Origin of the sequence: Mycolicibacter engbaekii, from assembly GCF_002101585.1 — a bacterium.
GTDB lineage: Bacteria > Actinomycetota > Actinomycetes > Mycobacteriales > Mycobacteriaceae > Mycobacterium > Mycobacterium engbaekii.
Window position 1 is genome coordinate 42,226 of record NZ_LQOT01000073.1, and the last position, 14,718, is coordinate 56,943.

Genomic DNA, 14,718 nt, shown 5'->3' on the forward strand with positions numbered 1-14,718 from the left:
CATGCCGCACGCGGGTTAAGGGATGATGGGGGTCGTGACTGAGGAGACAACCGACTCGACCGAGACGGAGGTGCAGCAGCCGGCGGAACCCGCCGCGCCGCGCCGCCGGCTGGGACTGCTGCTGTCGGTGGCTGCGGTGGTGCTGACGGCCGACGTCGTCACCAAGGTGCTGGCGGTGAAGATGCTCACGCCGGGCCAGCCCGTGTCGATCATCGGCGACACCGTGACGTGGACTCTGGTCCGCAATTCCGGCGCCGCGTTCTCGATGGCCACCAGCTACACCTGGGTGCTGACGCTGATCGCCAGCTCAGTGGTGCTCGGCATCATCTGGATGTCGCGCCGCCTGGTCTCGCCGTGGTGGGCGATCGGGCTCGGGATGATCCTCGGCGGCGCGCTGGGCAACCTGGTGGACCGGTTCTTCCGGGCGCCGGGGCACCTGCAGGGACACGTGGTGGATTTCCTGTCGATCGGCTGGTGGCCGGTGTTCAACGTTGCCGACCCCGCGGTGGTGGGCGGTGCGATTCTGCTGGTGGCGCTGTCGGTGTTCGGCTTCGACTTCGACGCGGTGGGCCGCCGCCGCGCCGACGGCGGCGAGCAGGCCTGAGGCGGCTGTGACGGAACGATCGATGCCGGTCCCGGAGGGTCTGGCCGGGATGCGCGTGGACGCCGGGCTGGCCCGCCTGCTGGGCCTGTCGCGGAACGTGGTGGCCACCCTGGCCGAGAACGGCGATGTGGAGCTCGACGGCGCGGCCGCGGGCAAGTCGGATCGGCTGGTCGCCGGTGCCTGGTTGCAGGTCCGGCTGCCCGAGGCGCCCCCGCCGCTGCAGAACACCCCGGCCGAGGTCGAGGGTATGACGATCTTGTACTCCGACGCCGATATCGTCGCCGTCGACAAACCCGCCGGGGTCGCCGCGCACGCGTCGGTGGGCTGGACCGGGCCCACGGTGCTGGGCGGACTGGCCGCCGCGGGCTACCGGATCACCACCTCCGGGGTGCCGGAACGGCAGGGGATCGTGCACCGTCTGGATGTCGGAACCTCCGGGGTGATGGTGGTGGCGATCTCCGAACGGGCCTACACCGCCCTCAAACGGGCGTTCAAGGCGCGCACGGTCGACAAGCGCTATCACGCGCTGGTGCAGGGCCACCCGGACCCCTCCAGCGGCACCATCGACGCCCCGATCGGCCGCCATCACGGGCCGGACTGGAAATTCGCCGTCACCGCCGACGGCCGGCACAGCATCACCCACTACGACACGGTGGAGGCCTTCGTCGCCGCCAGCCTGCTCGACGTGCATCTGGAAACCGGCCGCACCCATCAGATCCGGGTGCACTTCTCGGCGTTACGGCATCCGTGTTGCGGTGACCTGACCTACGGGGCCGACCCGACGCTGGCGCGCAAACTGGGCCTGGAACGGCAGTGGCTGCACGCCCGATCGCTGTCCTTCGCGCATCCCGGCGACGGCCGGAACATCGAGATCACCAGCGAATACCCGGCCGACCTGCAGCACGCCCTGGACGTGCTGCGGCGCTGACGGCTGCGCCTGCGAGCCCGCCTCGCCGGTTGCCGGCTACCCCTGCGCCTCGCCCTCGGCCGGCTTGGCCTTCGGCGGCCGGATCTTGAAGGAGATGCGCAGCTTGGTGCGGTAGACGATCCCGCCCTTGTCGTCGAGGGTGAGGTCCTGCTCGACGACCTGGGCGACCCGGATGTCGTCGATGGTCTGCTTGGCACGGTGCACCGCTTCGGCCGCGGCGTTCTCCCAAGATGAGGGGCTGGTCCCGATGATGTCGATCACCCGGTACACGCTCATGTATGACTCTCCTCCGCTTCAGGGCGAACCTCAACGTAGTGCACACCGGCGGCCGCTGTCCCGGGAAACGACGGTGCGAGAGACACGGCTCACGACACGCCCGGACTGCGTCAGCACTCGGCCATAGACTGGCGGTCCTATGGACAGTTCATCGTCGCGGTCCTTCGTGCACCTGCATAACCACACCGAGTACTCGATGCTCGACGGCGCGGCGAAGATCGCCCCGATGCTGGCCGAGGCGCAGCGCCTCGAGATGCCCGCGATCGGGATGACCGACCACGGAAACATGTTCGGCGCCAGCGAGTTCTACAACGCGGCGACCAAGGCCGGGATCAAGCCGATCATCGGGGTGGAGGCCTATATCGCCCCGGGGTCGCGGTTCGACACCCGCCGGGTGCACTGGGGCGATCCCGGCCAGAAGAGCGACGACGTCTCCGGCGGCGGCGCCTACACGCACCTGACCATGGTCGCCGAGAACGCCACCGGTCTGCGCAACCTGTTCCGGCTCACCTCGCTGGCCTCCTTCGAGGGCCAGCTCGGCAAGTGGGCGCGGATGGACGCCGAGATCATCGCCGAGCACGCCGAGGGCATCATCGCCACCACCGGCTGCCCGTCCGGGGAGGTGCAGACCCGGCTGCGGCTGGGTCAGGACCGCGAAGCGCTGGAGGCGGCGGCCCGATGGCGCGAGATCTTCGGCGCGCAGAACTACTTCCTGGAGGTGATGGACCACGGCCTGTCCATCGAGCGCCGGGTTCGTGAGGGTCTGCTGGAGGTCGGCCGCAAACTCGGCATTCCGACGCTGGCCACCAACGACTGCCACTACGTCACCCGCGAGGCCGCCGGCAACCACGAAGCCCTGCTGTGCGTCCAGACCGGAAAGACCCTGTCGGATCCCACCCGGTTCAAGTTCGACGGCGACGGCTACTACCTGAAGTCGGCTGCCGAGATGCGCGCGTTGTGGGACCACGAGCTGCCCGAGGCCTGTGACTCCACCCTGCTGATCGCCGAGCGCGTGCAGTCCTACGCCGACGTCTGGGCCCCGCGCGACCGGATGCCGGTGTTCCCGGTTCCCGAGGGCCACGACCAGGGGTCCTGGCTGCGGCATGAGGTGCAGGCCGGTCTGCAGCGCCGCTTCCCGGCCGGCGTACCGCAGGAGTACACCGATCGGGCGTCCTACGAGATCGACGTCATCTGCGGCAAGGGCTTTCCGTCGTACTTCCTGATCGTGGCGGACCTGATCAACTACGCGCGCTCGATCAACATCCGGGTGGGCCCGGGCCGCGGATCGGCGGCCGGGTCACTGGTGGCCTACGCGCTGGGCATCACCAACATCGACCCGATTCCGCATGGGCTGCTCTTCGAACGGTTCCTCAACCCGGAACGGCCGTCGGCCCCCGATATCGACATCGACTTCGACGACCGTCGGCGCGGCGAGATGGTGCGCTATGCCGCCGAACGGTGGGGCAGTGACCGGGTGGCCCAGGTGATCACCTTCGGAACCATTAAAACCAAAGCCGCCCTGAAGGACTCGGCGCGCGTGCATTACGGCCAGCCGGGTTATGCGATCGCCGACCGGATCACCAAGGCGCTGCCTCCGCCGATCATGGCCAAGGACATTCCGCTGTCGGGCATCACCGACCCGAACCACGAGCGGTACAAGGAGGCCGCCGAGGTTCGCGGGCTGATCGACACCGACCCCGACGTGCGCACCATCTATGAGACGGCGCGGGGCCTGGAGGGCCTGGTCCGCAACGCCGGGGTGCACGCCTGCGCGGTGATCATGAGCTCCGAGCCGCTGATCGAGGCCATCCCGTTGTGGAAGCGGCCGCAGGACGGCGCCATCATCACCGGTTGGGACTACCCGTCGTGTGAAGAAATCGGCCTGCTGAAGATGGACTTCCTGGGCCTGCGCAACCTGACGATCATCGGCGACTGCCTGGAGAACATCAAGGCCAACCGGGGTATCGACCTGGACCTGGACACCTTGCCGTTCGACGATCCGGCCACCTACGAGCTGCTGGGCCGCGGCGACACCCTGGGGGTGTTCCAGCTCGACGGCGGCCCGATGCGTGACCTGTTGCGCCGTATGCAGCCCACCGAGTTCAACGACATCGTCGCGGTGCTGGCGCTGTACCGGCCCGGACCGATGGGCATGAACGCCCACAACGACTACGCCGACCGCAAGAACAACCGCCAGGCCATCAAGCCCATTCACCCCGAGCTCGAGGAACCGCTGCGCGACATCCTCTCGGAGACCTACGGTCTGATCGTCTACCAAGAGCAGATCATGTTCATCGCCCAGAAGGTGGCCTCCTACACCATGGGCAAAGCCGATGCGCTGCGTAAAGCCATGGGCAAGAAGAAGCTTGAAGTGCTCGAAGCCGAATACAAGGGCTTCTACGAGGGTATGACGGCCAACGGGTTCTCCGAGCGCGCGGTCAAGGCGCTGTGGGACACCATCCTGCCGTTCGCCGGATATGCGTTCAACAAGTCGCACGCCGCCGGTTACGGCCTGGTGTCGTACTGGACGGCGTATCTCAAGGCCAACTACCCGGCCGAATACATGGCCGGGCTGCTGACCTCGGTCGGTGACGACAAGGACAAGGCGGCGGTCTATCTGGCCGACTGCCGACGGCTGGGAATCACCGTGCTGCCGCCGGACGTCAACGAGTCCGAGCTGAACTTCGCCTCGGTGGGCCGTGACATCCGCTACGGGCTGGGCGCGGTGCGCAACGTCGGCGCCAACGTCGTCAGCTCCCTGATCGCGACCCGGACGCACAAGGGCCGCTTCACCGATTTCTCGGATTACCTGAACAAGATCGATATCGCGGCGTGCAACAAGAAGGTCACCGAGTCCTTGATCAAGGCCGGGGCGTTCGACTCGCTGGGGCACCCCCGCAAGGGTCTGTTCCTGGTCCACACCGACGCAGTGGACTCGGTGCTGGGCACCAAAAAGGCTGAGGCGGTGGGGCAGTTCGACCTGTTCGGCGGGGGAGACGGCGAAAACACCGGCGCCGACGCCGTTTTCGGCATCAAGGTTCCTGACGAGGAGTGGCCGGACAAGCACAAGCTGGCGCTGGAACGGGAGATGCTCGGACTCTACGTCTCCGGTCACCCGCTCAACGGCATCGCGCACCTGCTGGCCGCCCAGGTCGACACCCAGATCCCGGCCATCCTGGAGGGGGACGTCGCCGCCGATACCCAGGTGCGGGTCGGCGGCATCCTGGCGTCGGTGAACCGCCGGGTCAACAAGAACGGACTGCCCTGGGCCTCAGCGCAATTGGAGGACCTTACCGGCGGCATCGAGGTGATGTTCTTTCCGCAGACCTACTCCGCCTACGGGGCCGAGGTGGCCGACGACGCGGTGGTGCTGGTCAGCGGCAAGGTGAACATCCGCGACGACCGGATCTCGCTGATCGCCAATGAACTGGTGGTGCCCGACTTCTCCGGCAACGCCGCCGACCGGCCGTTGGCGGTCAGCCTTCCGACCCGGCAGTGCACCCTGGACAAAGTCAGCGCGCTCAAGCAGGTGCTGACCCGGCATCCCGGCACGGCGCAGGTGCAGCTGCGGCTGATCAGCGGCGAGCGCATCACCGTACTGGAGTTGGATCCGTCGCTGCGGGTGACGCCGTCCTCGGCGCTGATGGGTGATCTCAAGGCGCTGCTGGGTCCCGGTTGCCTGGGCGGCTGACCGGCGCGGCGCGCCGGCGGTAGCGGGGCGCGCAGCCCTGCGCGACGGGGACTGCTGCCGACGGCCACCGGCGCGGGTTCGGCATGTGACGGCCGGGAAAGCCCCCGGTCGTGAGGAAATCTCATGCTTTACCCAAGAGTTGAATTAGCATAGGATGTCAATGCTGTAACACAGTCGTAACGTACAACGCCTGTCATGCCGCGGGCCGGCATGAGCGCATACGGAGGTCCTCATGGTTGGTTCGGGTCGTCTTCTCAATCTGCTCGGGATAGGCGCTGCGGCAGTGTTCGCCGCCCTGACCCTTCCGACGGCGACCGCTACGGCGGCGGGCGACCCGTTCCTCGACGGAGGGACCTATGAGACGTGCAATGAGGCCGTCTGCATGGTGATGGGCGACCTGCGCGACGGCGACTGGACCTACCAGGGCGTGCGCCCGTTCATCACCGACTGGAAGGGCGACCAGCCCTACACCATCTCCTACACCGACGGCGAGAACGCGATCGACGTGGGGACCTACACCATCAAGATCGAGGACTTCTGGAACGTCTTCTACTCCACCTCGGCCTATCAGTTCGGCGACTTCGTCGCCAACCCGGACCTGCCCGAGGGCTTCGACCTGGGTGTCCTGGGCGATTTCGGCTACCTGTCGGGAAGCTCGATCTACCAGATCAACATCGGCGACTTCACCAACCTGACCATCAACGGCGTGGGTCCGCACGACCTGAACTACTGGGTGATGTCCGCCGGCGACTTCGGCTACACCGTGGTGACCGACCCCATCAACTTCGCCTCGGCGGCCTACCTGTCGATCGGTGACGACGACCTGTTCCTGTGGAACAGTCTCTTCCACCCGTGGGTGCCCGAGGTGCCGGACTATCTGATCCCGGCGGATCCGTTCACCGACCTCGATTTCGACCCGGGCGATTACCTCGGCTCGTCGGTGGCGACGTTCTAAAGCGCCCTGCTCAGAACTTGTAGCGCAGCACCCGTGCCCGGCCGGCGGCGGACTTGAACCGCCCGGCCAGCCGGGTCAGGGTGCGGGCGGGCTCGGGAAACGAATCCACCTCGGCTGCATGCGCCAAGCAGGCCTGCTCGACCAGGCGCAGCCGCGGCTCCCACCGCTGGGGAGTCCGGGGGTCGGTGAAGCCGGGATTGGCCCACACCTGGCGCAGCAGAGCGAACATTCCGCGCGGTGCCAGCCGCATGCCCAACCAGCTGAGTGCCCCGACCCGGCCGTAGTCGTTGAACGCCAGCTCGCCGCTTCCGAAGTGATCGATCACCTGGCCGATCAGCGCGACGACCTGCGCCTCGGTGAGGAATGCGAACAATCCGTCGGCGATCACCATGGTGGGCCGTCCGACCGGGATGCCCGCCGCCCAGTCCGCGGCGGTCAGATCGGCGGCCACCACGTGCTCGCCCGGCTGAGCCGGCAGGATCTCGTTGCGCAGCGCGATGACGCGCGGCAGGTCGATGCTGTACCAGTCCACGCCGGCCGGCGGCTGCACCCGGGCCATCGGTTCGTTGAGCCCGGCGCCCAGGTCGACCACGACCGCGTCGGGGTGGGCAGCGGTGTACCGACGGACCCGCTCGTCGAGCATCTTGGCCCGCAGCGCCGTCTGGCGCACCACGCTGGGCGGGATCCGCAACGCGGCGAAGTCGTAGTCGATCTGCCCGACAACCCGCTCGGAGAACTCGTCACCCAGGATCGGGGCGGCGGCCCGGCAGTCGACTGCGCGCGCAGAGGCGGTCAGGAACGCTGTCTGCTCGACCGGGCTGAACTCGGAGACGGTTATCGGCATGGGCCCACCGTAAGCGATACCCGCCGCCGGGATGGGTAAGAGCAATGTCGCGCCCGGGCCCCGCGGCGGCGCTAACTTCGACGGCATGGACACGTTGCAGGCCGCCACGCTGGTGGTGTCGGCCGACGGCGCGCTCGGCTCGATCACGCTGAACCGCCCGGACCAGCTCAACCCGCTGAGCCCGGTGACCCTGCAGGAGTTGGTGGCGGCCGCCCACTGGTTCGACGCCCGGCCGGCGGTGAAGGTGGTGATCGTTGCCGGCGCCGGCCGGGCGTTCTGCGCCGGTGCCGACCTGGCCGCCTTCGTCGCCGCCGCCCAAGACGGCGCTGCCCTGCGGGAGGCCGCCGACGCCGGCCGGCGGATGGCCGACGCCGTCGAAGCGATGCGGGCGGTGACGGTGGCCCGGCTGCACGGACACTGCGTGGGCGGTGGGGTGGTGCTGGCGGCGTGCTGCGACCTGCGGGTGGCGGCCGAGGGCACGCGCTTCTCGATCCCGGAGGTGGACCTGGGCATTCCGCTGGCCTGGGGCGGAATTCCGCGGTTGGTCCGCGAGATCGGTCCCGCGCTCACCAAGGAACTGGTGATGACGTGCCGGCCGCTGGATGCCGCCGAGGCCAAAGAGATCGGATTCCTCAATCGCGTCGTGCCCCAGGCCGACCTGGACGCCGCGGTACACGCGTTGGCCGCTCAGTTGACCGGCAAGTCCGCCCTCACCCTCGGTGGCACCAAAAGGCAGGTCAACGCCGTGACGGAGGGGATGGTGGGGACCATGCGCACCTGGAACGACGCCGATGCGCTGGTCACCGCCCTGCAGGACCCCGAGTCGCGGGCTGCCGCCGCGTCCTATCTGGAACGGACCACCCACCGTGACGGTGCCGGGAACCCATGACCCGGCGCCCGAGCGGGCTCACTGCTGGGTGAGCGCCAGCATCAGCCAGGCCGCGGTGCACACGCCCGCGCCGGTCAGCACGGCGGCGGCGGCGCTGGAGGTCACCGCGCCCACGATCACCAGGGCTAGGAAACCGAGAGCCAGCGCGACCAGTTTGTAGGTCGGCCACGGCACGCCGGCGATGGCCACCTGGTCCCTGGAATGCCCGCTTGCCATACCGTTAACGGTATCTGACAACCAAATGTTCGGCCAGCCGAACTCCGCAGCGCGGCGTTAGGGTGGATCGCATGCCGTTGAGCGGAGAATATGCACCCAGCCCGTTGGATTGGTCGCGCGCGAACGCCGAGAAATACATGGCGTCCGGTGGAACCGAGGGCACCGAGATGAAGGGCAAGCCGGTGGTGTTGCTGACCACGGTCGGCGCCAAGTCCGGCAAGCTGCGCAAGATCCCGCTGATGCGGGTGGAGCACGAAGGTCAGTACGCCATCGTCGCCTCGCTGGGCGGCGCGCCGAAGAACCCGGTCTGGTACTACAACGTCGCCGCGAATCCGCGGGTCGAGCTGCAGGACGGGCCGGTCACCGGAGACTACGAAGCCCGCGAGGTCTTCGGCGAGGAAAAGGCGCGGTGGTGGGAGCGGGCCGTCGAGGCATTTCCCTACTACGCCGAGTATCAGGAGAAGACCGACCGGCAGATCCCGGTTTTCGTGCTGACCCCAGTGGGCTGAACCCGCTGCTGGGTGACACCATATTGCGGTGTCCGCCGAACTACGCCGCAGCCGAGCCAGCTCCCGTCCCGGTCCGTTGACCGCGGCCGACATCGACGCCGCGGCCGAGCGGATCGCCGGCGTGGTCGCAGCCACCCCGCTGCAGCGCAATGACCGGCTCTCCGCACTGACCGGCGCGCACGTGTACCTCAAGCGCGAGGACCTGCAGTCGGTGCGCTCCTACAAGCTGCGCGGTGCCTACAACCTGCTGGTCCAGCTCAGTGACGACGAGCTGGCCGCCGGGGTGGTGTGCTCGTCGGCCGGCAATCACGCCCAGGGATTCGCCTACGCCTGCCGGTCGCTGGGCGTGCACGGCCGGGTGTACGTGCCGGCCAAGACCCCCAAGCAGAAGCGTGACCGCATCCGCTACCACGGCGGCGACTTCATCGAGTTGATCGTCGGCGGCGCCACCTACGATCTGGCCGCCGAGGCGGCCCTGGCCGATGTGGCGCGTACCGGGGCCACCCTGGTTCCGCCCTACGACGATCTGCGGACCATGGCCGGCCAGGGCACCATCGCGGTGGAGATCCTCGACCAGCTCGGGACCGAGCCGGATCTGGTGGTGGTGCCGGTGGGCGGCGGTGGATGCATCTCAGGCATCACCACCTATCTGGCGGAGCGGACCGCCACCAGTGCCGTGCTGGGCGTGGAACCGGCCGGTGCCGCCTCGATGATGGCGGCGCTGGCCGCGGGGGAGCTGGTGAGTCTGGATCACGTCGACCAGTTCGTCGACGGTGCGGCCGTCCGGCGGGCCGGGGCGTTGCCCTTCTCGGTGCTGTCCGGAGCCGGCGACATGGTGTCGGTGACCGCCGTCGACGAAGGCGCGGTCTGCACCGCGATGCTCGACCTGTACCAGAACGAGGGGATCATCGCCGAGCCCGCGGGCGCCCTGTCGGTGGCCGGCCTGCTGGAGGCTGAGGTCACGCCCGGCTCGACGGTGGTGTGCCTGATCTCCGGCGGCAACAACGACGTTTCGCGGTACGGCGAGATCCTGGAACGCTCCCTGGTGCACCTGGGCCTCAAGCACTACTTTCTGGTCGACTTCCCGCAGGAACCGGGCGCTTTGCGGCGGTTCCTCGATCAGATCCTCGGGCCCGGCGACGACATCACGCTGTTCGAGTACGTCAAACGCAACAACCGCGAGACCGGTGAGGCTCTGGTCGGGGTGCAGTTGGGGTCGTCGGCCGATCTCGACGGGCTGCTGGAGCGCATGCGCACCTCGGAGATCCACGTCGAGCCGCTCGAGCCCGGCTCACCGGCCTACCGCTACCTGCTCTAAAAGCTCACCGGCTCTTACGCAGGACGGTCAACGAGCGTCCCGGCACCGTCAGGGCCGTGCCGGCGTCGACCACCAGCTCGGTGCTGCCGGCCGGATGGGCGGTGTCGATCACCGCGGCCCACACCTGCGCGTAGTCGGCGTTGGGCGTGACGAACTCCACGGGCTCCTCGGCGGCGTTGAAGCACAGCAGAAACGAGTCGTCGACGATGCGCGCACCGCGCGCGTCCGGCTCCGGCAGGGCCTCGCCGTTGAGGAAAACCATGACGCACCTGCCGAACTCGCTACCCCAGTCCTGCTGGGTCATCTCATGGCCGGCCGGTGTGAGCCAGGCGATGTCGCGGACCTCGTCGCCGCCGCGGATCGGTCTGCCCTCGAAGAACCGGCGCCTGCGGAAAACCGGGTGCGCGGTGCGCAACGCCGTCATGGCGCGGGTGAACGCCACCTGATCGGCGTTACGCTCAAGCAGGGACCAATCCATCCAGGACAATTCGGAGTCCTGACAGTAGACGTTGTTGTTGCCGCCTTGGGAGCGTCCCATCTCGTCACCGTGCGCGATCATCGGAGTGCCCTGGCTGATCAGCAGGGTCGCCATGATGTTGCGGGCCTGGTGTGCCCGCAGCGCCAGGATGGCCGGGTCGTCGGTCGGGCCTTCGACACCGCAGTTCCACGACCGATTGTGACTCTCGCCGTCGCGGTTGTCCTCGCCGTTGGCTTCGTTGTGTTTCTCGTTGTAGGACACCAGGTCTGCCAGCGTGAACCCGTCGTGGCAGGTGACGAAGTTGATGCTGGCGCTGGGGCGCCGCCCGGTGGCCTCGTAGAGGTCTGAGGAGCCGGTGAGCCGGGAGGCGAACTCGCCGAGCGTCTCGGGCTCGCCGCGCCAGTAGTCGCGCACGGTGTCGCGGTACTTGCCGTTCCATTCCGTCCACAGCCCGGGGAAGTTGCCCACCTGGTAGCCGCCCTCGCCGACATCCCAGGGCTCCGCGATCAGCTTCACCTGACTGACCACCGGATCCTGCTGCACCAGATCGAAGAACGCCGACAGCCGGTCCACGTCGTGCAGCTCGCGCGCCAGGGTCGAGGCCAGATCGAAGCGGAAGCCGTCGACATGCATCTCGGTCACCCAGTAGCGCAGCGAATCCATGATCAGCTGCAGGGTGTGGGGATGGCGGGCGTTGAGACTGTTGCCGGTTCCGGTGTAATCGGTGTAGTGCCGCAGATCGGCTTCGTCGAGCCGGTAGTAGGCGGCGTTGTCGATACCGCGAAAGTTGAGCGTGGGCCCCAAGTGGTTGCCCTCGGCGGTGTGGTTGTAGACCACGTCGAGGATCACCTCGATCCCCGCCTCGTGGAACGAGCGCACCATGGCCTTGAATTCGGCGACCGCACCGCCGGGCCGCCGGTTGGCGGCGTACTCGTTGTGCGGCGCAAAGAACCCGAAGGTGTTGTATCCCCAGTAGTTTCGCAGTCCCAGCTCCAGGAGTCGCTGGTCGTGCAGGAACTGGTGAACCGGCATCAGTTCGATGGCCGTGACGTTCAGCGACTTGAGGTGGTCCACGATCACCGGGTGCGCCAGTCCGGCGTAGGTGCCGCGCATTTCGGGCGGGATGCCCGGGTGCGTCTGCGTCATGCCTTTGACGTGCGCCTCGTAGATGATCGTCTGGTGGTAGGGGGTGCGTGGTGACCGGTCGTTCGCCCAGTCGAAGAACGGGTTGATCACGACGCTGGTCATGGTGTGGCCCAGCGAGTCCAGCCCGGGGGCAGGGCGATCGCCGTCGGGGTCGGACAGGTCGTAGGAGAACAGCTCGGGACCGAAGTCGAACGCGCCGTGAAAGGCCTTCCCGTACGGGTCCAGCAGCAGCTTGCCCGGATCGCAGCGCTGACCGGCGGACGGGTTGAACGGTCCGTGTACCCGGAAACCGTAGTGCTGGCCGGGAGCGATCCCGGGTAGGTAGGCGTGCCACACATAGCCGTCCACCTCGTCGAGGCCGATCCGGGTCTCGGTGTGGTCGCGGTCGTCGACCAGGCACAGTTCCACCCGTTCGGCCACTTCGGAGAACACCGCGAAGTTGGTGCCGGCGCCGTCGTACACCGCGCCGAGGGGGTAGCTGCTTCCGGGCCAGACGGCCGGCGCGGACACAGTGGGCTCGGGGCCCGGCTCAGCCGGCGACATCGCTTGACCTTATCCGCTTTGCCGGCATACGCCGGCCGGGTTCACCACCAGCCGGTGGCCGGGCCCATCTGACGACCGAGCTCTCCGGTCATGGTGCGCATGTAGGTGGCCGACAGGTGGTGCGAGTCGTGGTAGACCAGCACATTGCCCTCCACAGCGCGGCAGACTTCCTTGTCGCAGACGGCGTCGGAGAGGTCCAGCGGCTTGAGCAGCGGGAACTTGCCGACGAAGTCCAGGGTGGGGTTGCGCTCGACGAGGGCATCCGAGCGTTTCATCCCGCAGGACTCCGCGTCGCCGCCGGCGGCCAGGCAGTCCGCCGGTTTGAACGGGTCCCCGTCCCGGACCAACCACGGCGTGTCGCGCACACCAAGGATCGGAATATTGTTGTCCGACAGCTGCTTCCAGATCCCGATGTAGGTGGCGGGCATGACGTCGCCCGGTTTGATGTTCCAGGGCCGGGTGGCGGTGGTGAACACGAAGTCCGGCCGGTCGGCGACCAGCTTGTCCATGGTCTTGCGCACCCAGTCGTAGCACTGCGGGTAGGGCGCGTTGTTGCCCATGATCAGCGGAACCTTCTCGGTGGACAGCGGGCAGCCCATCTTGAGGTAGGTGACCACCTTGAAGTGGTGCCGCTGGCCGAGGATGTCCAGGGCCGGCAGCCAGTGTTCGGCATGCGATCCGCCGGCGAGCGCGACGGTGCGAGTCGCCTCGGGATCCCCGTAGGTGCAGTTGATCAGGTCCGGATTGGTGAAGTTGCTGATACAGCCGTCCCGGGTGGACCGCGGCAGGTCCTTCTTGGCCTCCAGGATGGTGGGCCGCATCCGCAGCTTGGGCACCCGCTTGTGCTTGAGCAGCGCGCGGGCGCCGGGGTAGTCGTCCTTGCTGAGCTTGACCAGCTCGGTGCCGCTGGCCCGCTGTACGGTGACGTGCTCGCGCCAGGAGAACGATGTCGCCGTCAACGCCACGCCCAGCAGCACCACCGTCGAGCCCAGCACCATGGTGGGCCGGCGCCACCAGCCGGCCGCAGGCCTGCGCCAGCGGGGCCGCACCACCGGTGCCGGGTCGGCGCCGACGGGCTTGCGATAGCGCAGCGGGTCCTCGACGAACCGGGTGGTCAGGTAGGCCAGCACCCCCGACAGCGCCAGGATCACCGCGCCGTCGAGCAGGCCGGCTTCGCGGTTCCCGCTGTAGGACAGCCAGAAGATCAGCAGCGGCCAGTGCCACAGGTACAGCGAGTAGGCCATCGAACCCAGCGTCACCAGCGGCGCCGAGGCCAGCCACCGGTTGGGCCATGGGAGTTTGGCGGCGGTGCTCGGCTGGGCGGCCCGGTTGGCGCCGGCCAGGATGAACGCCACCGTGGCACCCACCGGTACCAGTGCCCACGGGCCGGGGAACTCCCGAACTCCCTCGATCAGCGCCCCGCAGCTCAAGATGGCGGCCAGCGCGACGGTGGCGACCACGTTGCGCAGCCACATGGGCCAGCGAATGTAGGGGACCAGGGCCCCGGCCAGCACGCCGATCAGCAGTTCCCAGGCGCGGGCGAAACTGTTGTAGTAGGCCAGGGTCTGGTTGGCCTGGTGCGCGACGATCGCATACCAGAACGAGGCCACTGTCAGCGCGGTGATCAATACGACGAACGCCGCCCGCAGATGGCTGCCCAGCACCCGCCTGAGCAGGTAGGCGAAGCCGAGGACCAGCAGCAGAAAGCTGAGGTAGAACTGGCCCTGCACCGACATGGACCAGATGTGCTGCAGCGGGCTCACGGCTTCGCCGGCCTGCAGGTAGTCGGCGGCGCTGCGCGCCAGTTCCCAGTTCTGGTAGTAGCCCAGGCTGGCCAGGCTCTGATCGGCGAAGGTCTCCCAGCGGGTCTGCGGCTGAATGAGGATGGTCAGCACGGCGCAGACGGCCAGCACCACCACCAGCGCGGGCAGCAGCCGGCGGACCAGCCGGACCAGGTCGGGGATCGGCGACAGCGACGAACCGGGCTTGAGGGCGACCCGCAGCAGCTTTCCGCCGAAGAAGAAGCCCGAGAGCGCCAGGAAGACGTCGACCCCGCCGGAGACCCGGCCGAACCAGACGTGGAACACCGCGACCAAGGCGATGGCGACGCCCCGCAGACCGTCGAGGTCATGACGGTAGAAGCCCGCTTTGCGGTTGCCCATCGTGACGGCCGGCCCAGGGGTTGAAACCGGCCCCGCGGCAGATCCCGCGACAGGAGTTACCGCCGGTCGGGAGGGAGACAGGGCAATCATGATCGCCCGATAATCTACCTAATCGTCCTGGGGAAACCGCACTCCGCGCATTGTGATGTCCATCGAGCG

The 14,718-nt window shown here is 68.0% G+C and carries 12 protein-coding genes; 7 read left to right on the top strand and 5 right to left on the bottom strand.

Annotated elements, in window-relative coordinates:
* Positions 1-22: 22 nt before the first annotated feature.
* Together lspA and AWC02_RS18685 are read left to right on the top strand one after the other, a co-directional pair.
* Entirely contained in the window at positions 23-604 is a 582-nt protein-coding gene (lspA, locus tag AWC02_RS18680) for a signal peptidase II (RefSeq protein ID WP_085130196.1), read from the top strand.
* Positions 605-626: 22 nt separating this feature from the next.
* Positions 627-1,532, top strand: a complete 906-nt coding sequence (locus AWC02_RS18685) for an RluA family pseudouridine synthase (RefSeq protein ID WP_085130280.1) — start codon at positions 627-629, stop codon at positions 1,530-1,532.
* 36 nt (positions 1,533-1,568) lie between these two features.
* Here the strand turns inward: AWC02_RS18685 and AWC02_RS18690 are convergent, their stop codons facing one another.
* The gene (locus AWC02_RS18690) at positions 1,569-1,808 is read right to left on the bottom strand and encodes a dodecin family protein (protein ID WP_085130197.1); all 240 of its coding nucleotides are present in this window, start codon (positions 1,806-1,808) and stop codon (positions 1,569-1,571) included.
* A 139-nt stretch (positions 1,809-1,947) separates the two neighbouring features.
* Here AWC02_RS18690 and dnaE point away from each other — a divergent pair, with 139 nt between their 5' ends.
* Together dnaE and AWC02_RS18700 are read left to right on the top strand one after the other, a co-directional pair.
* Positions 1,948-5,499, top strand: coding sequence for a DNA polymerase III subunit alpha (gene dnaE / locus AWC02_RS18695; RefSeq protein ID WP_085130198.1), 3,552 nt, complete (start codon positions 1,948-1,950; stop codon positions 5,497-5,499).
* 232 nt (positions 5,500-5,731) lie between these two features.
* Complete coding sequence (locus AWC02_RS18700; RefSeq protein ID WP_133055666.1) at positions 5,732-6,454, top strand: hypothetical protein; 723 nt, start codon at positions 5,732-5,734, stop codon at positions 6,452-6,454.
* A gap of 10 nt (positions 6,455-6,464) precedes the next feature.
* Here AWC02_RS18700 and AWC02_RS18705 read toward each other — a convergent pair whose 3' ends face one another.
* Complete coding sequence (locus tag AWC02_RS18705; protein ID WP_085130200.1) at positions 6,465-7,298, bottom strand: class I SAM-dependent methyltransferase; 834 nt, start codon at positions 7,296-7,298, stop codon at positions 6,465-6,467.
* An 85-nt stretch (positions 7,299-7,383) separates the two neighbouring features.
* On the opposite strand from AWC02_RS18705, the gene AWC02_RS18710 reads away from it, so the two are divergent.
* A complete protein-coding gene (locus AWC02_RS18710; RefSeq protein ID WP_085130281.1) occupies positions 7,384-8,187 on the top strand; it encodes an enoyl-CoA hydratase/isomerase family protein in 804 nt (267 codons plus the stop codon).
* Between the two features lie 18 nt (positions 8,188-8,205).
* On the opposite strand, the gene AWC02_RS18715 is transcribed toward AWC02_RS18710, so the two are convergent.
* Entirely contained in the window at positions 8,206-8,403 is a 198-nt protein-coding gene (locus AWC02_RS18715) for a hypothetical protein (protein WP_085130201.1), read from the bottom strand.
* A gap of 71 nt (positions 8,404-8,474) precedes the next feature.
* Between AWC02_RS18715 and AWC02_RS18720 the strand changes: the two genes are divergently transcribed.
* A complete protein-coding gene (locus tag AWC02_RS18720; RefSeq protein ID WP_085130202.1) occupies positions 8,475-8,912 on the top strand; it encodes a nitroreductase family deazaflavin-dependent oxidoreductase in 438 nt (145 codons plus the stop codon).
* 28 nt (positions 8,913-8,940) lie between these two features.
* On the top strand, positions 8,941-10,230 hold the full coding sequence (gene ilvA / locus AWC02_RS18725) for a threonine ammonia-lyase IlvA (RefSeq protein WP_085130203.1): 1,290 nt from the start codon (positions 8,941-8,943) through the stop codon (positions 10,228-10,230).
* A 4-nt stretch (positions 10,231-10,234) separates the two neighbouring features.
* Here the strand turns inward: ilvA and glgX are convergent, their stop codons facing one another.
* Together glgX and AWC02_RS18735 are read right to left on the bottom strand one after the other, a co-directional pair.
* Positions 10,235-12,397 carry a glycogen debranching protein GlgX gene (gene glgX, locus AWC02_RS18730; RefSeq protein WP_085130204.1) on the bottom strand — a complete coding sequence of 721 codons (2,163 nt, stop codon included), beginning with the start codon at positions 12,395-12,397 and terminating at the stop codon, positions 10,235-10,237.
* A 41-nt stretch (positions 12,398-12,438) separates the two neighbouring features.
* Entirely contained in the window at positions 12,439-14,649 is a 2,211-nt protein-coding gene (locus tag AWC02_RS18735; protein WP_207568089.1) for an acyltransferase family protein, read from the bottom strand.
* Positions 14,650-14,718: the final 69 nt, after the last annotated feature.